The organism is Dactylosporangium sp. CA-233914, from assembly GCF_050942935.1.
Taxonomy (GTDB): domain Bacteria; phylum Actinomycetota; class Actinomycetes; order Mycobacteriales; family Micromonosporaceae; genus Dactylosporangium.
Map to the genome: position 1 here is coordinate 9,582,155 of NZ_CP192030.1, position 18,332 is coordinate 9,600,486.

General features: G+C 70.6%; 14 protein-coding genes. 4 read left to right on the forward strand and 10 right to left on the reverse strand.

All coding sequences use genetic code 11. The features are described from left to right. Positions 1-28: 28 nt before the first annotated feature. From ACQPY0_RS42535 to ACQPY0_RS42545, 3 genes are all read right to left on the reverse strand, one after another. Positions 29-1,267, reverse strand: a complete 1,239-nt coding sequence (locus ACQPY0_RS42535; RefSeq protein WP_432974258.1) for an RCC1 domain-containing protein — start codon at positions 1,265-1,267, stop codon at positions 29-31. Positions 1,268-1,514: 247 nt separating this feature from the next. Beyond that, positions 1,515-2,279, reverse strand: coding sequence for an FAD-dependent oxidoreductase (locus tag ACQPY0_RS42540; protein ID WP_432974260.1), 765 nt, complete (start codon positions 2,277-2,279; stop codon positions 1,515-1,517). 1 nt (position 2,280) lies between these two features. Next, the gene (locus ACQPY0_RS42545) at positions 2,281-2,838 is read right to left on the reverse strand and encodes a hypothetical protein (protein ID WP_432974262.1); all 558 of its coding nucleotides are present in this window, start codon (positions 2,836-2,838) and stop codon (positions 2,281-2,283) included. Between ACQPY0_RS42545 and ACQPY0_RS42550 the strand changes: the two genes are divergently transcribed. Continuing rightward, complete coding sequence (locus ACQPY0_RS42550; protein ID WP_432974264.1) at positions 2,831-3,586, forward strand: TetR/AcrR family transcriptional regulator; 756 nt, start codon at positions 2,831-2,833, stop codon at positions 3,584-3,586. The two genes, ACQPY0_RS42545 and ACQPY0_RS42550, sit on opposite strands and share 8 nt — an antisense overlap. A gap of 104 nt (positions 3,587-3,690) precedes the next feature. On the opposite strand, the gene ACQPY0_RS42555 is transcribed toward ACQPY0_RS42550, so the two are convergent. After that, entirely contained in the window at positions 3,691-4,224 is a 534-nt protein-coding gene (locus ACQPY0_RS42555) for a hypothetical protein (protein ID WP_432974266.1), read from the reverse strand. Between the two features lie 209 nt (positions 4,225-4,433). On the opposite strand from ACQPY0_RS42555, the gene ACQPY0_RS42560 reads away from it, so the two are divergent. Continuing rightward, positions 4,434-6,428, forward strand: coding sequence for a hypothetical protein (locus tag ACQPY0_RS42560; protein ID WP_432974268.1), 1,995 nt, complete (start codon positions 4,434-4,436; stop codon positions 6,426-6,428). 152 nt (positions 6,429-6,580) lie between these two features. On the opposite strand, the gene ACQPY0_RS42565 is transcribed toward ACQPY0_RS42560, so the two are convergent. Next, the gene (locus ACQPY0_RS42565) at positions 6,581-7,357 is read right to left on the reverse strand and encodes an RICIN domain-containing protein (protein ID WP_432974270.1); all 777 of its coding nucleotides are present in this window, start codon (positions 7,355-7,357) and stop codon (positions 6,581-6,583) included. Between the two features lie 543 nt (positions 7,358-7,900). Here ACQPY0_RS42565 and ACQPY0_RS42570 point away from each other — a divergent pair. Then, positions 7,901-10,735, forward strand: coding sequence for a BTAD domain-containing putative transcriptional regulator (locus ACQPY0_RS42570; RefSeq protein WP_432974272.1), 2,835 nt, complete (start codon positions 7,901-7,903; stop codon positions 10,733-10,735). Here ACQPY0_RS42570 and ACQPY0_RS42575 read toward each other — a convergent pair. From ACQPY0_RS42575 to ACQPY0_RS42595, 5 genes are all read right to left on the reverse strand, one after another. Beyond that, positions 10,680-11,498, reverse strand: a complete 819-nt coding sequence (locus tag ACQPY0_RS42575) for an AfsR/SARP family transcriptional regulator (RefSeq protein ID WP_432974274.1) — start codon at positions 11,496-11,498, stop codon at positions 10,680-10,682. The genes ACQPY0_RS42570 and ACQPY0_RS42575 overlap by 56 nt on opposite strands. A gap of 102 nt (positions 11,499-11,600) precedes the next feature. Continuing rightward, a complete protein-coding gene (locus ACQPY0_RS42580) occupies positions 11,601-11,828 on the reverse strand; it encodes a mersacidin/lichenicidin family type 2 lantibiotic (RefSeq protein ID WP_432974276.1) in 228 nt (75 codons plus the stop codon). Positions 11,829-11,875: 47 nt separating this feature from the next. Next, entirely contained in the window at positions 11,876-14,044 is a 2,169-nt protein-coding gene (locus ACQPY0_RS42585) for a peptidase domain-containing ABC transporter (RefSeq protein WP_432974278.1), read from the reverse strand. Then, positions 14,026-17,412, reverse strand: coding sequence for a type 2 lanthipeptide synthetase LanM family protein (locus tag ACQPY0_RS42590; protein WP_432974280.1), 3,387 nt, complete (start codon positions 17,410-17,412; stop codon positions 14,026-14,028). Before ACQPY0_RS42590 ends, ACQPY0_RS42585 begins: the two co-directional genes overlap by 19 nt. A 116-nt stretch (positions 17,413-17,528) precedes the next feature. Then, complete coding sequence (locus tag ACQPY0_RS42595) at positions 17,529-17,717, reverse strand: hypothetical protein (RefSeq protein WP_432974282.1); 189 nt, start codon at positions 17,715-17,717, stop codon at positions 17,529-17,531. Positions 17,718-18,034: 317 nt separating this feature from the next. Between ACQPY0_RS42595 and ACQPY0_RS42600 the strand changes: the two genes are divergently transcribed. Continuing rightward, positions 18,035-18,295, forward strand: a complete 261-nt coding sequence (locus tag ACQPY0_RS42600) for a mersacidin/lichenicidin family type 2 lantibiotic (RefSeq protein ID WP_432974284.1) — start codon at positions 18,035-18,037, stop codon at positions 18,293-18,295. The last annotated feature ends 37 nt before the right edge of the window (positions 18,296-18,332 follow it).

Consider the following 18,332-nt stretch of genomic DNA (forward strand, 5'->3'; position numbering starts at 1 on the left):
GGCGATGTGTTGCGCGTGCGCGTGCCGGTCACACCGCCGGTACGGTGACCGCCAGGACGTCCCAGTTCGCCGCGGCGACGCTGATGATGGAGCGACCCGGCACGGTGACCACGGTCGGGTTCACCAGCATGGTGCTCGTGCCGATCCCGGCCATGCCGAACTGGTTGCACCCCCAGACCAGCATCGAGCCGTCGGCCCGCACCGCGTACGTGACCGGCGAGTTGTCGTTCTCGACATCGACGATCTTCGGTTCACCGGCCGGCCGGACCAGCTCGGTCGGCACCGTGAGGCCACCCGGCACGCCGAGCGGGGTGAGCTGGTACTGCGTGTTCTCGCCCCACAGGTACACCCGGCCGTCCCCGGTCAGCGCGGTCGCCGCCGAGCTGATCGAGATGTCCACCACGTCGCTGCCCGGGCCGAGGTCGGTGACCTGGACCGGCACGTACGGCGAGGTCGGCGAGTTCAGCGGGCCGTACGGCCGGCCGAGTGCCCGCCCGTCGCCGCCGCAGGAGAGCACCGCGCCGTCAGCGCGCCGGAACAGGGCCACCGCGCCGGCGACCGCGATCTGCCGGATGTCGGTGAGCCCAGCCACCGGCGTCGCGAACTGCGTCGCGCCCGCCAGCGTGCCGTCGCACTTCACCGCCCCCCACGCGGTGACGGTGCCGTCGGCCATCAACGCATACGTCACCTCGGTGCCCGACTCGACGTCCACCGCACCGGTCAGTGGGGTGCCCGGCGCGGTCAGCACCCGCTCCGGATACGCCCGGACGCTAGCCGTCGAGCCGTCGCCGAGCTGCCGGTTCGTGTTCGAGCCCCAGGCGACCACCGTGCCGTCGGCCAGCACCGCCGCGATCGCGCTTTCCATGTGTACCGCGACGTCGACGACATCGGTGAGCGCGCCCGTGCCGCCGATGCCCAGCACCGGCGCCGGGGAGCGGGTGCTCGCGATCGTCGAGCCGTTGCCGAGGGCGGAGTTGAGGTTGTACCCCCAGGACAGCAACCGCCCGTCGGCCAGCCGGGCGTAGCTGGCCCGACCGCCGCTCTGCAGTTGCACGACGTTCTCCGGCAGGACCGTCTGCTGTGGACTGTTGTACTGCGACGCCGCCATACCGGCACCGGTCTGGCCGAAGGTGTTGGCGCCCCAGCCGTACGCGATACCCGGCTGGAGACCGCCGACCGCGTAGCTCGGCGCCGCGCCGAAGGCCAGCGCCGCACCGACCGCGACGACAGTACCGGCGGCGCCGAGCAGCGCCCTGGACCTCATCATGTTCCCACTCCCTGTCTGGAAATCTCGTTCGCCGACGAGTACGCCGGGCCGGACAGGAAGCAGCTTGCGGGCCGCGACTTGGAAGCGACTTGGCCCGCACCCAAGGCCGGCTTGGGAAACTGTGTCACCTCGGCGACACTCCAGAAGTCCCGGCGGCGGCCTCATCTGCGCTCCGCACGTCGGTGACGGGCGCCAGCCACACGCCTCGTTCCGAACCGCGACGGAGCGAGGGGTACGCGGCTCACCGTCAGCGGCCGTACGCCTCCAGCAGGCGCAGCCAGACTTCGCCAACGGTCGGGAACGCCGGAACGGCGTGCCACAGCCGGCCCAGCGGAACCTCGCCGACGATGGCGATCGTCGCGGCGTGCAGCAGCTCCGCGACGTCCGGGCCGACGAGGGTGAAGCCGACGATCACCCTGCGGTCCTCGTCGACGACCATCCGGGCCTGCCCCTGATATCCCTCGGCATGCAGAGCGGATCCCGCCACGGCCGCCAGGTCGTGCTCCACGACCCGGATCCGCATTCCGGCGGCCTCGGCAGCAGCCGCGGTCAGCCCCACCGACGCGACCTCCGGGTCGGTGAAGACGACCTGCGGCACGGCACGCTCGTCGGCCGTGGCGACGTGCCGGCCCCACGGACGGTCGTCGACCGTTTCGCCCTTGGCCCGCGCCACGATGACGTCGCCCACCGCGCGAGCCTGGTACTTGCCCTGGTGGGTCAGCAGCACACGCCGGTTGACGTCGCCGGCCGCGTACAGCCACCCGTCGCCGACCAGCACACCGTCCTCGCCGACGACCCGCAGGGTGTCGTCGACCGTGAGCCAGCCGCCGACCTTCAAGCCGATCTTGTCGAGGCCGATGTCCCGCGTGTTCGGTGTACGGCCGATCGCGACCAGGAGTTCGTCGGCCTCGACGATGGCGGCGGTCAGACCGCCCTGCACGACCCGGTCGGCGACGTTCTCCCCGACCGGCCCCGCACCGATGACGATGACGTCGTACGTGGTGTTCTCCATGTCAGTTGCCCTTCGCCGCGCGGCCCAGACGGATGGCCGCGATGAGGAAGAAGATCGCGCCGGGGACGGCGTAGCCGACCGCGTTGGTCAGCACCGGGTTGTCCGCGGACGCGGCGGCGATGAACGACCCGCCGGCGAGTACGGAGATGCCACCACTGATGATCATCGGCCACTGGCCGCCCATCCGGCGGCGGGGAACAGCCACGATCAGCTGAACCAGCCCGGCCACGACCGCCCACGCACCCCACACCCGCAGGACCGCCGGAATGCCGGACGCGGCGGCGAAGGCCAGACCGATCGCGGCGAGCGCGCTGACCGCGACATTCACGTACAGCAGGACCGGCGACCCGGTGGCCCGCGACGCGCGGGCGTCGATGACCGCGGCGACCACGTCGAACAGCGGGTACATCACCAGCAGCGTGCCGGTGAGCGGATTGAGGTGCTTGGCGAGCGGGAACATCACGAGGGCCCAGACGAGAGCGAACGCGAAGCGGACGAAGTACAGCCGCCGCAGGGCTGCCGCCGTCGTCGAGATGCCGGGTGCGGCAACGGTGGTCATAGCGATCCTTTCGGTGGTTACAACCGAAGCTGCGGCCAGCGGGTGCCGCGGCCGGAGCACCACCCCTAGAGAACGAACGTTCTGTCTCCCTAACGATGACGACCCCGCCTCGACCTGTCAAGACGGAACGTTCTATCGCTACTATGAGTTCATGGCGCTCAGCGAAGCCGAGACCCGGCCGTCCGAGGCACGGCTACGGCTCCTCAACACGGCGACGAGGATTTTCTACGCGGAGGGAATCCACTCGGTCGGCGTCGACCGGATCATCGCCGAGGCAAAGGTGACCCGGGCCACCTTCTATCGGCACTTCCCCGGCAAGGAAGACCTTGTCCTCGCCTATCTACAGAGCGCCGACCAAGGCATCCGCAGCCAGGTGGACACGGCCATCGCCGCGGGCACCTCGGCGACCGACACTGTCCGAGCCGTTGCGGCGTCGATCGCTGAGGGCATCCGATCCCCCGGCTTTCGCGGATGCGCCTTCCTGAACGCCGTGGCCGAGTATCCCGGCCCCGCCCATCCCGTGTATCAAGCCGTCCTCGCCCATAGGCAGTGGTTCCTGGACACGATCAAGACCCTGATGACGAGCATCGAGGAGACCAAGGCTGAGCCGGCCGCCCAGCATTTCGTCATGCTCCGCGACGGCGCCATGGCGGCCGGCTGCCTGTTCGACCCAGCCCTGATCTGCGAGACCTTCCTCCGCGGTGTCGACGGGCTCATCCAGATTCACGGCTCCCGCCAGCCATCCTGACCGCCGCGACGGAGCTTCAGCCGCGCACGACCTCCGAGTCGAAGCATGCCGGGTTCGCTCGGCGCGCGACAGATCGGCTGCGGCCTGGCACCAACGCCTCACCGTCACCGGCCGAGCCGGGCGGGCGACCGGCGCAGGATCGCTATCACTACCAGGCCGGCCAGAGCGAGCACCGCCGCCAGGGCGGTCACCGCGATGTTGATCCACGCTCGCTCGAATCCCCGCTCCACCAGGATCGGCCCGCCCTTGCAGGAGATCGTCAAGCCGACCTGCTTCCGGTCGGACACCTGCATGCCGTAGTTGAACGTGGCGCCGCCGGCCCGGACCCGCTCCGGCCGGTGCCGCAACGCCTCGGTGTAGTGGGTGCCACTGCCCGCACCGAGCCCCTCCGCGTCGCCGCCGTCGGGCGCCAGATCGCAGTTGGATCCCGCCTCCCGGGCCGGCGCCTTCTGGTACACGGTGAACGTGACGCCGGGCTCGAGCACGAAGTGGACCGAATCGCCGGGCCCCGCGACCGGGCGCGCCTCACGCTCACCCGACACGGTCGTCCGGCCCGCGACGAGGCCTCCACAGCACAGGAACACCAGCAGCAGCACGGGCGGTACCGCATACCACCACCTCGCCGGACGCGGGCTCATCGTTCTCCTTTCATGTGCGGTGGTCCGGCGCGACCGCCCAGGCTGGGTGGCGACCCTCCCGGCCTCGCGGTGTCGGTCCCCGCCGATGACGCCGCTGGCCGTCAGCGTTCGCCGTGATGACGGTCCGCCGATAGATAATTCGTATTAGCACCTTGACTCATGGGAAGCGCAGCGGCAAAACTCGGCCATCGCCGCCGCCACGCCTGCCCGTGGCCGGCGTCACGATGCGTATATGCGCGCGGTTCGCCGACCCGCAAGCCTGGGAGTCCACAATGGTCAATCACCCCATTCCCGCAGCAGCGCTCAGTCGCCGGGCGCTGCTGTCCGTCGCAGCCAGCGCCGCTGCTCTCGCCGCATTGCCCACTCACGCCTCCGCTGAGGTCGTGGCGAACGGCCTGCCCCTCCTTGCGCCACTCCCGCCGGGCGCACCGGACCGCACCCTGTTCGCCCCGATCGAACAGCGCTTCGCCAGCTACCTGGCGACCCTGCCGGCGATGGTCAACGACATCGAGGCCACCGACCCCGCCACGTACGGCTTCATGCGCGGCGGCTGGTGGCGCGAGCCGTCGTCCTGGTTCAACGCCCGTGTACAGGAGCATGGTTTCACCCTGAGCTGGTTCCATGCCAACCGCCGGCCCTGGAACCCCTATCGCGGGGACGCCGCGCTGGCCGGCCGGCTCGACGCCGCGCTGCAGCATTACCTGAGCCTGCAACACTCCGACGGCGCGTGGCCGGAGTACAGCCGCACCGAGCACTCACTCGCGGCGACCGGATTCGGCCTCGGCTATCTTGCCAAGACGCTGGAGAACCTGCGCCGCGCGGATGCCCTGCCGCAACGCCGGCCGGCGATCGAGCAGGGGCTGCGGCGCGGAATGCAGTGGCTGCTCGACCCGGACAACGAAATTTGGCGTACACCGATCGAATGGGCCAATCAGGTAGCCGCCGGCCTCGCCGGATCCACGGTCGCGCTGCACCTCACGCCCGATGCGAACCTGCAGAGCCGGCTGCTGGAGCGTATCGAGTACTTCGCCGAGCACGGCCAGAGCCCGGCCGGCTTCTTCTACGAGCCGCACGGCTGCGACATCAACTACAACTTCGAGGTGATGCTTCCCGAGATCGCCGAGATCTACCTGCGCACCGGCAGCCGCACCATCCTGTCGATGGCACGGCGGTTCACCGACTGGTTCAGCTACAACCTGCTGCGCGAGCCGGACGGCTCGGGCTGGCTGACCTACTACGCGGTGTCGGCCCGCACCAGTGTCGCGTACTACGACGACGTCGTGCCGGACCCGGACCGCACCAACCTCGGCTCGATGTTCGTGCCGGCGATCCCGAACCTGGGCGCGTTCTTCACCTCGCGGGAGGACCGCGCCGCCAGCCGTGCCGCCTGGGCGGCCGAGCCGGGACCGGCGCCGACGCTCGCGAAGCAGAACACCTCACCGCGGATCATCGCGCACACACCGTACGGCGAGCGTCTGCCGAGCGATGACGAGAAGCGGCGGGCCATCAGGGCGCTGCCGTACCTGCGCTTGCCGGAATTCGCCGAGCTGCGCCGCGACAGCGTGGTCGACCAGGACTACCTGTACGTCCGCCGCCCCGGCCTGTACTTCGGCGGCTTCTTCGGCACCCGGCCCACCAGCATGGTGCGCAGCGGCACCGGATTCCTCTGGCACCCCAGGGCCGGCACGATCGTGCACGCCCAGCAGACCGACACCGGATGCTGGTCGACCGTGCTGCCGAACGGCAGCCCGGACGGTCGCAGCAACCTGGCCGCCGAATACTTCATCGGCGATCGGGCATGGACCGGCGGGCCGCGCTCCCCCGGCTCGGCCCCGGTACGCGTCCGCTACCAGATCCCGGACGGCCGGATCAAGACCGAGCTGACTGTGGCGCGCGGCGAGCTGACCCGGTCGGTGCAGGTGACCTCGGCTGCCACCGAGCAGATTCCACTGGTACTGCAGCCCGATGACAAGGTGGCGTTCACCGACGGCACACCGGCCCCGTACGGGCAGACCACCAGCGCGAACGCCGACGGCCTCGTGCTGCACCGCAACGGCGCCACCATCACCTTCCGCTGGGGCACCCCTCGCCAAGCGACGCTCAACACCTCCTCGCGCACGTACCTGCGCGACGGCCGCCGGCGCGTGCACGTGCTGCGGATCCCGCACGACGGCCGGTTCGAGGTTCGCGTCCTGCTGTCCTGACAACGCGCACACGTCGACCTTGGGGTTCTCTGGCCCGGCGAGTGGTCGGCCGCGATGATTTCTCTCGCGTGCCGACCACTCGTCGTCGAGCACCCCGGTGGTGGAGGGGTTGTACTCCTGGGTGACGAAGATGCGGGCCGGTCGCGCGATCGCTACGACTGCGTGTTGGCGGACGGCAACTCGATGAGGAACTCCTGGTCCGCCGCGCCGGTGCAGGGCTCCTCGACCACCTCGGCCCCAGCCGCCCGGTCATCGTCCTTGATGCCGAGGCACAGGTCCGCGTGGGTGGGCCGCAGCCGATACCGGACGGGCGTCGTCGTCCCCGCCGGCTCGACGCGGAACAGCTGGCTCGGCCGGCCGGCCTGGCAGTCGTTCCTGGGCTCCAGGAGATCGCGGCCCACTCCGTCGACGATCACGGTCAGGCATCCGACGCCCTGCGCTGGATGATCCCACTTGATGAAGTAGAGGTCGTCGCGGACCGGCTCCAGGATGGTCTTCGGCGGCTCGGCCTCGGCACACGGGCGCTGAGCGGCCACCGCGCTGCCGTATCGCCCGGTGCGATCCACTCCCTCGGTGACGCAGAGATCAGGGGTACGAACCGGATGGATGCGCGCCCATCCCGCCGGCAACGCCACGGACTGGCCGCCCACCTTCGCCGGCGCGGAGCCGCCGGCGGAGATCGCCGGATAGTCCGATCGGCGCTGCCTGCCATCCGAGATCCACACACCGGCGACGGCCGCGACTGATACGGCGGCGACGACCGCCAGGGCGGCCGCCGGGATCCGCCATGACCGGACGCGGACAGCTCGCGCCGGCGGCGGCACCGCCGGGCCACTCGACCCGACGGGCGGATCCGCATCCTGGTCGGCCTGGGGCGGCGTGGAGGGCTCGGCCGCGAGCCGATGCCAGACCGCGAGCCAGGCGTCCACAGTCGGCTGTCCACCGCCGCACGCCCGCACGAATGGCGCGACCAGGTCGGCGCGGGGCAACGTGCTACGCCGGAGGGTATCGGCGATGGTGCTGCGCGGCAGGAGCTCCCCGCGGCTCGCGGCCCGCGCTTCGAGCTCCCGGAATGTGCATCCAGACTGGTCTTTGAGTTGCCGCATCAACCCGACGAATTCGGATGGGTTGGCGACGTGGTCGAGTTGTGAATGCCCTTCGTCAATCCCCCGCATGCGCGTCGATGGTAGCCGATGTTCCGCTCGCCGTCGTGCGCGATCGCCGGGCTGTCCGGACCGGACTCCCGCAGGCCCCGCCCGGCCCGCCCGACCAGGACGGACAGCCGGCGAGCTGTCCCGGACAAGGAGCGCCTTGCCGGAGCGGGGTGATTGCCTACAGGCTCGGCAGCAAGCACCATCGCCAACCACGGGGATGAGCGCGCGGGGACGAGACGCGCCACCTGTTAAATCGATGGACGGCTATTTCTAGGCAAGAAGGTCCGTTACTGCGATTCAGGTCAGGGGAATCCTGTCGTGCTGGAGTTTCGATTGCTGGGTCCGTTCGAGGTATGGGCGGCCGGACGGCGCGTGGAGGCCGGTCAGCCGCACGTGCGTCTCGTGCTGGCCGCGTTGCTGGTTGACTCGGGCCGGATGGTCAGCCATGACGCCCTGATCGATCGCGTGTGGGGCCCGACGCCGCCGAAACGGGCCCGCGACGGCCTGTACGCGCATATCGCGCGGGCCCGGAGAGTGCTGATCCAGGTTGCGGAGCACGGTGACGACCCGGCGCCGATCGTGCGCCGGCCCGGCGGATACGTGCTGGACGTCGATCCCGACCGGATTGACGTGCACCGGTACCGGCGGCTGGTGGACCGGAGCCGGGCGCCGGACCACGCCGACGGTGAGCGGGCCAAACTGCTGCGCGATGCGCTCGCGCTCTGGGGCGGTGAGCCACTGGCCGGGCTGAAAGGAGAATGGATCGCACGGATGCGCGACGGCTGGCAGCAGCAGCACCTGGAGACTGTCATCGCCTGGGCCCAGGCCGAGCTCCAGGCCGGCGATCCCGCTGTCATGATCGAACCGCTCACCGAAATGGTGCAGCAGCATCCGCTGGTCGAGCCGCTGACGGCGGTGTTGATGCGGGCGCTGCATGCCGCCGGGCGGACCGCGAGCGCGCTCGAGTGCTATGCCCGGGCCCACGACCGGCTGATCGAGGCGGTTGGTGTGGAGCCCGGACCGCAGCTGCGGGAAGTCCATCGGGCGATCCTGCAGGGTGCGCCGTCCGGACGGCCGGCTCGGATCGTGCCGCCGCGTGGCGGCGCGCCGGCGCTGCTCCCCCTGGATCTGCCCGGGTTCGCCGGCCGGGCCGAACAGCTCGCCCGGCTCGGGCGCCTGGCGGCCGCCGCCGGTGCGCAGGCCACCGCGGTCGTGATCGCCGTCGTGTCCGGGGCGGCGGGGGTCGGCAAGACGACCCTTGCGGTCCACTGGGGGCACCGCAACCGAGCCCAGTTTCCCGATGGCCAGCTCTATGTCAACCTGCGAGGGTTCGATCCGTCGGCCGCACCGATGCAACCGCATCAAGCGGTACACCTGTTACTGGACGCGCTCGAGGTGCCGGCGGAACGGATCCCGGCCCAGCCGGCGGCCCAGACCGCGCTCTACCGCAGCTTCGTCGCCGGGCGGCGCATGTTGCTCGTCCTGGACAACGCCCGGGACGCCGATCAGGTCCGCCCGCTGCTGCCCGGTTCGCCGGGCTGCATGGTGATCGTGACGAGCCGGAACCACCTTACCGGGCTGGCGGCGGTCGAGGGGGCCGTCCCGCTCGTGCTCGACGCGATCCCGGCGCCGGATGCGCGGCAGCTGCTGGTCAACCGGCTCGGCTCGGCCCGCACGGCCGCCGAGCCGCGTGCGGTGGACGAGATCATCGCGAGGTGTGCCGGGCTGCCTCTCGCGCTGGCCATCGCAGCCGCGCGAGCCAGCACGCATCCCACGTTCCGGCTGTCGGCGTTGGCGAGCGAGCTGCAGGACACGCGGGGCTCGCTGGACGCGTTTTCCGGGGAGGACGCGGCCAGCGACCTGCGCCGGGTGTTCTCCTCGTCATACCGGACGCTCTCCGACGCTGCGGCACGACTGTTCCGGCTGCTGGGGCAGCACCCCGGGCCCGACATCGCCGCCGCGGCCGCGGCCAGCCTGGCCGGCGTCCCGGCGGGCGAGGCCCAGTCGCTGCTGTCCGAGGTGGCCCGGGCCCATCTGATCACCGAGCACCTGCCCGGCCGGTACACCTTCCACGACCTGCTGCGCAGCTACGCGGCCGAGCTTGTGCACCGGGTCGAGCCCGAACGCGAGCGCCGGGCGGCGATCGGCCGCACGCTGGAGCATTACGTGCACGCGGCGCATGCCGCCGCGATGGCGCTGTATCCCCAGTCGGACCCGATCGCTCTGGACCCGCCGGACGTCGCGGTCACACCCGAGGAGCACCTCGACGCCGACCGGGCGCTGGCCTGGTTCGCCGCGGAGCGCGCCGTGCTGGTGGCCGCGGTCGAACAAGCATCGGCCACCGGGTTCGACGTTCACGCCTGCCGGCTTGCCACGGTCGCGGCGAGGTTCCTCGACCCTCGGGGGCATTCCCGTGACGTGCTCGCCATCCACCAGATCGCGCTGCGGGCCGCCCGGCGGCTGGGCGACCGGCCGGCGCTGGCGGATGCCCACCGCGGGCTCGCGCGCTCCTACACCCGCCAGGGCCGCCACGATGACGCGCACAGCCATCTTCGCCACGCCCTGGAGCTGTACACGTCACTCGGCGATCGCGTCGGCCAAGCCCATACCCGCCGCGGCCTGGCCCGCTCGCTGGCCCGGCAGGGCGGCTACTGGGCGGCCATTCGCCATACCGATCGCGCCATCGCTCTGTACCGGGCCGCCGACCATCGGGCCGGCGAGGCGGACGCGCTCAACGCACTCGGCTGGTACCACGCGCAGCTGGGTCACTTCTGTCGGGCGATCGCCTACTGCGAGCGTGCGCTCGTGTTGCACGAGGCGGTGGGTGACCGTTCCGGCATGGCCAACACGTTGGACAGCCTCGGTTACGCCCACGTGCACCTGCGCGACCATGAGCAGGGCACTCGCTACTTGCGACGGGCTCTGCGACTGCATCGCCACACCGGCGACCGCTACCACGAGGCCGACACGCTCGCCCACCTCGGCGACGCGCAGGGCGCCGCCGGTGACGCCGCGGCCGCCGACCGCTCCTGGCGAGAATCCCTGGCCATCTTTCGTGAGCTCGGCCACCCGGATGCCGATTCGGTACAGCGCCGGATCACTGCGGACGCGCGGCCGGCACCGGCGGGGACGGCAACCGGCCGCGAACCATGAGATCGACCGGCTCGCCCCGGAGGATCTTCTGCTCCAGCCGGCACACCGAGTCGTCCGGGTCGAGGCCATGCTCCTCCCGAAGGATGGCTCGTAGGTCCCGGCACGCCGCCAAGGCATCGCACCGGCGACCAGCCAGGTACAGGGCGATCATGAGCAGCTCGCGCATTCGCTCTCGCAGGGGATGGGCCGCGACCAGTGCCTGGAGTTCCGCAATCACCGCCTCGGGCGTGCCCCCGGCCAGTTCGGCGCGCAGCCAAGTCTCCACCGTGGTCAACCGGTGTTCGTTCAGGCGGAAGCGCTCGATCTCGACCGCCGGCACGCCACCGACATTGGCCAGCGCGGCGCCGCCCCGCCAGCACGACAGTGCCTCCAGGAAGTGGCGGGCCGCGGCCACGTGCTCGCCGGCGACGAGCGCTCGGTGGCCGGTGGCCGACAGCTCCATAAATCGATCCGCGTCCAGCTCGCCGCGGCCGACCGTGAGTTCGTAGCCGCGTGGCCGGGTGCGCAGCGCATGCCCACGCGGATCGCCGATCAGGCGGCGCACCCGGCTCACGTAGTGCTGTACCAACTTGCGGGCGGCCGGCGGTGGGCACTGCGGCCACAGTTGATGCTCGAGCTCGTCGACCGGGACAATGTGGTTGGCGTTGATGAGGAGCACGGCCAGGAGGGCCCGCCATTTGGCCGGCGGCACGTCCACCCAGCTCTCGCCGGTGCGCACCTCGATGGAGCCGAGAATCCGATAACGCTCCGCACTCGTGTTCACGCCATTGCCCTCCTCAGCCGGCTGCCGCTCACCACTGAGGATCGTCAGTGCTCCATCGCGAAACCTTGCGAAAACCCTTTCGCCGACCAGCGGCGCGGATTCCTACACACACAGCCCCGCGGCCGTGCATTGCCGGGCGAGGGTGAGCGTCAAGCAGATGACGACGGTCGCGCACCACACGCTCATGGCGGTGCCGCCCGCCGTGCCGTCGAGCTGCTCGACGGACAGGTCGGCCGTGCCGGCCGGGCTTGCCGGGAGCGCGGCGAGTTCGGTGTCGCTGAGGGTGGCTCGGAAGACGGGGTTCTTCCAGGCCTCGGTGATCGTGTTCATCGTGTCTCCTGTCTGAACGATGCGGATCGGTACAACATCGCGGGGCGTCAGCCGGCCGCGGCCGACTGCCGCTGCAGCAGCTGCCCCGCCTGCCGGTGCGCCAGCGCGGCGTATCGGCCGCCGAGCGCCATGAGTTCCTCATGACCGCCGTGCTCGATGATCTCGCCGCGGTGCAGCACGACGATCTGCTCGGCGTCGATGACGGTGCTGATCCGGTGCGCGATGACGATCCGGGTGCAGCCCAGTGCCGAGAGCTCGGCGGCGATCGCCGCTTCGGTGAGCGTGTCGAGGTGGCTCGTGGCCTCGTCGAGCAGGAGCACGTTGGTCCTGGCCAGCAATGCCCGAGCGATGGCCAGGCGCTGCCGCTGACCGCCGGACAGCGCGCCGCCGCCCTCCCCCACGCTGGTGCTGAGGCCCAGCGGCATGCGCTCCAGATCCGGCAGGAATTGCGCCTTGCGGAGCGCTTCGCGCAGCTCGTCATCGCTCACCCCGGCCCGGCCGAGCGTCAGGTTCTCCCGGATCGAGCCGCCGAAGATGTACGGAAACTGCGTGACGACGCCGAATCTCTGGCGTAACGGTTCCAGGTCGTAGTCCTCGAGCGGCCGTCCGTCGACGAGCACCGTCCCGGCCGTCGGCCGGAGCAGTCCGGTGAACAGCCGTACGAGGGTCGTCTTCCCGGAGCCCGTGGACCCCACGATGGCGACTTTCGTGCCGGGGGCGACCCGCAGGTTGATGTCCTTGAGTACGAGCGGCGCTCCCAGGTCGTAGCGAAAGTCGACGCCGCGCAGCTCGACCTCGCCCCGCAGCTCGGCCGGCTGCGCGGCGCGTGGCCGGACCGGCTCGGGCTCCTCGTTCAGCACGTCGTAGATGCGCTCCAGGTGCGAGCCGATCGTCTGCAGGTAGCGCAGTGCGCCCATCACCTGCCCGACCGGCGTCAGCAGCAGGCCGGCGATGACGTTGAGGCCGAGCATCGTGCCGAGCGACATCCTGCCCCCGACCACCTGCACGATGCCGAAGACGAGCAGCGCCAACGGTGCCGCAACCTGAAACATGCCCATCGCCGACTCGTTGATCAGGTCCAGTCGCCGTCGCTGATACCCCGCGCGCACCGACTCGGCGAAGCGGTCGACCCACCGTCGCAGCGCCCAGGCCGACAGCCCGGAGCTCTTCAGGAACTCCGCCCCGGCCAGCGCGTCGATCGCGCTGCTCTGCGACTTCGCGGCCGCCGCCAGCTCGCGCTGCGCGCGTTCGTGCACCAGCCGGATGGTGGACGCCACGATGCCGAACTGGGCGGCCGCGAGGACTGCCACCACGGCCGCGTACGCCGGGCTGACCGCCACCAGCAGCGCGGTGTAGACGACAACGAACAGGGTGTCCAGCACGATCGTGACCAGCTGCGAGGTGAGCATCTCACGGACCGCCATGTTGCTGCTCAGCCGGCCCATCAGGTCGCCCGCGCCCCGGGTCTGGAAGTAGCTGTACGGCAGCCGCAACAGGTGGGTCATGAAGCGCTCGCCCAGTGCCCGGTCGAGGCGCCGTTGCAGCACCAGCAGTACCAGCCCCCGGCCGAGTGTCGCGAGCGTCTGCGCCAGAACGTATCCGCCGAGACCGACGGCGAACAGGGCGAGCGTGTCCGCGCCCTGCCCGACGAGGACGTCCACGCCGTACTTGGTGGCGAACGCGGAGGCGAGCCCGAGTACCTGCACCACGGCCGAAAGCACGATGGCCATCACGACGAGGGCCGGGGCGAGGCGAACCAGGTCACGCAGGAAGCTCAGGACGGGATTCTCGCGCAGCTGGCGGCTGCGCCGCTGCATCGCCTCCTGCGGCGTGAACTCCAGCACCGTGCCGGAGAAGTCCGCGAAGAACTCCTCGCGGGTGAGCCATCGCCGCCCACACCCTGGATCGACCATCCGTATCCGGCGCGACCCGACCTTCTCCAACACGGTGAAATGGTCCTCGCCCCAGTGCGCGATCGCCGGGAGGCGGACGCCGGACAATCCGGTGCGGTCCACCCGTAGTCCCCGCGCCGCCAGCCCGTACTCCTGCGCCACCTCGGCGATCCGGCGCGCGCTGGTGCCGTCGCGCCCGACCCCGAAGTCGGCTCGCAACTGCCGGACCGACGTGGCCCGCCCCAGACCGCTGAGCACCATGGCCAGGCACGCTGGGCCGCACTCGGTGCTGCTCATCTGCACGATCACTGGTACGCGGGGCACGGTACCTCCTCGGCGGCGACACGATCGGCGGACGCTGCGGGCGCAGTGCCCGCGGACGGCGACACGGCCGTCGGCGGCTCGAGCAGCAGGACATTCGGCGTGGCTTGCGGATCGGCGGCCCGCAGCAGTTCGTAGCCGATGCCGGCGCTGCCCATGAGCAACCCCGGCACGTGCAGTCCCTGCGGGACCCCGCAGCGCTCCTGGCCGGACAGCACGTCGTGGGCCACCGCTCGCGCGACTCGGCGGGCGAGACTGACCAGCGTGTTGTCACCGGTGGCCAGGCCGGCACTGAGCAGGGTCTCGGCGAGCCCGAGATCGCCGTGGCACAGGCTGTCGTTCCCGATGCCGGTGATACCGGCTTCCCGCAGGAGATCGCGCCGCACGGCGGCGACCGCCGCGTCGAGGTCGGCCCGCACCTCGCGGATGTCGAGGGACCGAAGCATTCCCGCCCGGGCGAGCCCGATGCCGGCCGCGCCGTGACACCACGCGTTCATGAACACGCCCTCCGGCGTGTCGGTGCGGTGATCGGGCCAGTTGCCCGCACTCGCGTCATACCGGCGATGCTCGTACCGCACGGCCTTCTCGGCTGCCTCGAGGAAGCGGCGTTCGCCCGTCGCGCGCGCGATCTCGGCCAGCGCGTAGGCGATGCCGGCCACCCCGTGCGAGAAGCCCAGCAGCGGCGACCGGGCGGCCAGCGGCGGCGGCCAGGCGAGCCCCGACTCGACCGGAGTGGCCGTGGCGAGCAGGCGATCCCCGGCGGCACACAGGCTCGCCAAGGTCTGCTCGCTGCGATCGACGCAGTGCAAGGCGCGCAGCGCGAGCGCCGCGCCCGCCGTCCCCGACACCACGTCCAGGAAGCGCTCGTCGGCGAAGCGCCGGGTCAGCTCCGGAACGAGCCGGTGCGCCTGGGCCAGCAGCGGCTCGGAGCGCCACAGGACACCCAGGTGGGTCAGGGCGTAGACGTATGCGCCCAGCTCGCCGTAGCCGCTGACCCGCAGCATGTTCCGGTCCGCTTCGGACCAGCCCAGCAGGTCGTCGATGTGCTCGGCGAGCATCGCCGCGATCGACTCGGCCGCCGAGCGGAACCGCGGCTGGCCGGAGCGTTCACCGAGGTGGCCGAGGAAGACGGCGATGCCGGACAAGCCACCGAAGCCGTCGAACGCGGTCGGGACCACACTCCAGTAGCGGTCACCGACGAGGGCGAGCGTCAGCCACATCGGCCGGTCCGGCGCGCTGCTCACGACGGTCCGCAGCAGTTGGTCGCCGATGCGGACGGCGGCGCGCACGGCAAGCGGGCGGTCGATCTCCACGTTCGGCAGATCCCGGCCGAGGGGCCGGGCATCGCGGCGGACACCGTCGATCTGCAGCGCGGCCAGCGACGCGGAAACCGTCCAGCGCTGCCGGCGCAGGTCGGCCGCGCCGAGCGCGACGATCCGGTCGCGAACGAGGTCCAGTCCGGAGCGGGTGAAGTAGTCCCGCGCGACCACGCCTCGATCGTCGTACAAATCGCGGGAGTCGGGCCGGGTCCGGAACATGGGGATGTCGCCGCCCGCGAGCTGCTGGATCTCGCTGGTCGCGACGAGCAGGTTGGCCCGCAGATCCGGGTGGAGGGTGGCGAGGATCTCGAAGAGGCATTCCCGGTCCAGGGCGTCGGCCAGCACCGCCGGGTGCCACGACTCCTGCAGGACCCTGGCGTACGTCATGGTCGGCAGGACGATGACCCGAATCTCGTCCGCGGCGAACGCGGCGATCGGCCCGTCGGTGGCGGCCAGTTCATCGCGATTCGCGAGCAGCAGCCGGTAGCACGACTCGAATCCGGAGATCAGGTCCGCGCCGTACGCGGCCGGATCCACCGCCACATCGTTCACCTTGGGCAGGTTCTGGGCGCCCGGCATCTCGATGCGGGAACGGATCAGCCGCATCTGATCGGTACCCGAGTTCTGCCAATGCGGCACCTTGATCGGCGTGAGCTCCCCTTCGCGGCCGGCCATTCCGGACATGTCGGTGGCGAGCACGGTGTCGCTGTCCAGACTGAGTGCCCGACGCGGAAGCAAGCCCACCGCGAGCACGGACTCGTCGGCCAGCGCAGGCGCCTCCCTGGGCACCGGAACCGGCCGATCCCGCACCGTCGGTGGCGTCTGCTGGAACAGGGCCTCCAGGTCGACGATCACGGGAAACTCACCGGCCGCGATCACATTCTCCAGATGTATGTCAGAGCCCCGCAACAGGTAAAGCAGGCCGAGATAGGCACCCTGACGCCAGTAGAAGCGGCGCACCGCCCTGTCGTCGGCGCAGCTGTCCGCGGCAACGAATTCGACCCAGCCGTATTCGCCACGGTCCAGCACGGCCAGTCGCCGCAGGGGATGGGCCAGCCCCTTTGCGTTGAGCCAGTCGACAAGTGCGTAGAAGTGTGACTCGACAGCAAGGCCCCGCGGCTTGTAGACCACCCGGCCACCGCCGTCGAACGTCAGAATTGCCACGCTACGCCCGCCGCGATGCGTATCGCCGGCCCCGGCGTGTAGTCCCACCACGTCGTTCAACGATGCGGCGGCCAGGCCGAACTCCCCGCGTAACGCCGGCAGGTCCGAAAGCAGCCGCGCGGCCAACTCGCGGCGGACGGTCACCCACCGCTCGAGCTCTTCGACGAGCTGGCGGGCGAGCGTCGGATGAGCCGACAAAATCCGCATCGCATAGGCCGGCTCGCGCAACTGCCGGACAAAGTCGGCGAACCGCGATGCCGGGGTGTCGCCGGCCAGCGCGCCGGCTCGGCTCGCCCGATTGAGGTGCTGGATGAGCACGCGCGCCGTCATCTGCAACAGCACTTCGTCGTTGGTCCGCAGCAATGGATGGCTTTCCGGGACCTCGTCGTGGTGCCCGAACTCGCGGACAAGCCGGTTCAGCTCGCGCTGCAACCGCCGCCGGTACCACGATGTCAGCGGATGGACCAGGGCCAACAGGCCGGCGGACGGCCCGAGGTGAGCCGCGTGCTGTTCATCCGGCGAGCGCGTCTGGCAGCGCTCGGACGGACCGGCCGACCAGGCCCGCGCGAGGCTCTGCATCCACTCGGCGGGCAGCGGCAGGCGCGCGCGAATACTGTCCGGTGCCTCGCCGAGCAGCATCCTCAGGTCGTCCTCGCCGAGGCCCGGCTCGTGCCACCGGGAGAGGTCCGGCGTCAAGCCGCCAGTGACGGCCCGGCCGCCGAGCCAGGCGGCGAGCCGACGGGACCCGCGTTCACCGGCGGCTTCGGTCCTCGGCACCGGTGCACGTGTGCGCTCCGCTCGCGTGAGCGCGCCCCACCAGGCCGGGCTGTCCAGTACATCGTCCGCCCCGGTCTTGCGGCCTTTCGTCGCGATGTCGGGCGTCGCCATCAGGTCACTCCTTAGGTCCGGTCGGCTTGAAACGAAGCCCGGGTGGGCGGCGACGCTGCTGCATCGCCGCCCACCCGGTTCCGGCGGTCAGATACGTTGACCGTCGGTCACGGCCGTCAGCAGCAGCCCCGGGAATCGATGCCGCATGTGCCGCAGAGGGTGTTCCGTGAGCAGAAGAACAACGAGACAACAACCGTTCCGATGCAAATGGTGCCGGCGGTGCCACCCTGGAAATCCAGGTCCGTCAGGTCCATCTCGCCGATCGGATCGTCGAGCAGATCGCCGTGATCTGTCTGGTCAAGCATTCTGATACACCTCCTTCCCCATGCCGGTCCGTCGCTGTTTCGGCCGAGCAGGGACAGCCTGGCAAAGGGCGGTCAATTCTCATTCTTTCCGTGGTCGACCCGCGGTTCGGCCGTGGTAGAGCCGCAGTAAAGGCACTTGCCGCGGATGTTGACACATTCGCGCGGCCGCGCCGAGCCTGATATCGCCGCCGTCCGATTGGCTCCGGTTCACGGCCGAGCCGACCAATCGATTCCCGTCGCTGTTTCCCCTCATCGCGGCAACATCGGGCGTCGGCGAGGAAGGCATTTTGTTGGTTCCGTTCGTTTGGAGGGATGCTGTGAGCTACACCGCTCGGGTATGGAAAGACCCGGTCCTGCGGGCCGCGCTCGACGAGGACGAGCTCGCGCTGCTGCCGACCCATCCGGTCGGCGTGGTCGAGCTTCCCGATGTCGTCATGGACGCGACCCGCGGCGCGGATTCGTCATCCACGGCGACCATCGGCTGCTGCGGCACCGCGCCGATCACCTTCCGCACCTGCTTCACGTGCAACCACATCCCGAACTGGACTTGCTACACGTGCTGGACGTGCGAGTGCTGACGAAGTGACATACCCGAAGGCCCGGGGTGGCGTCGCG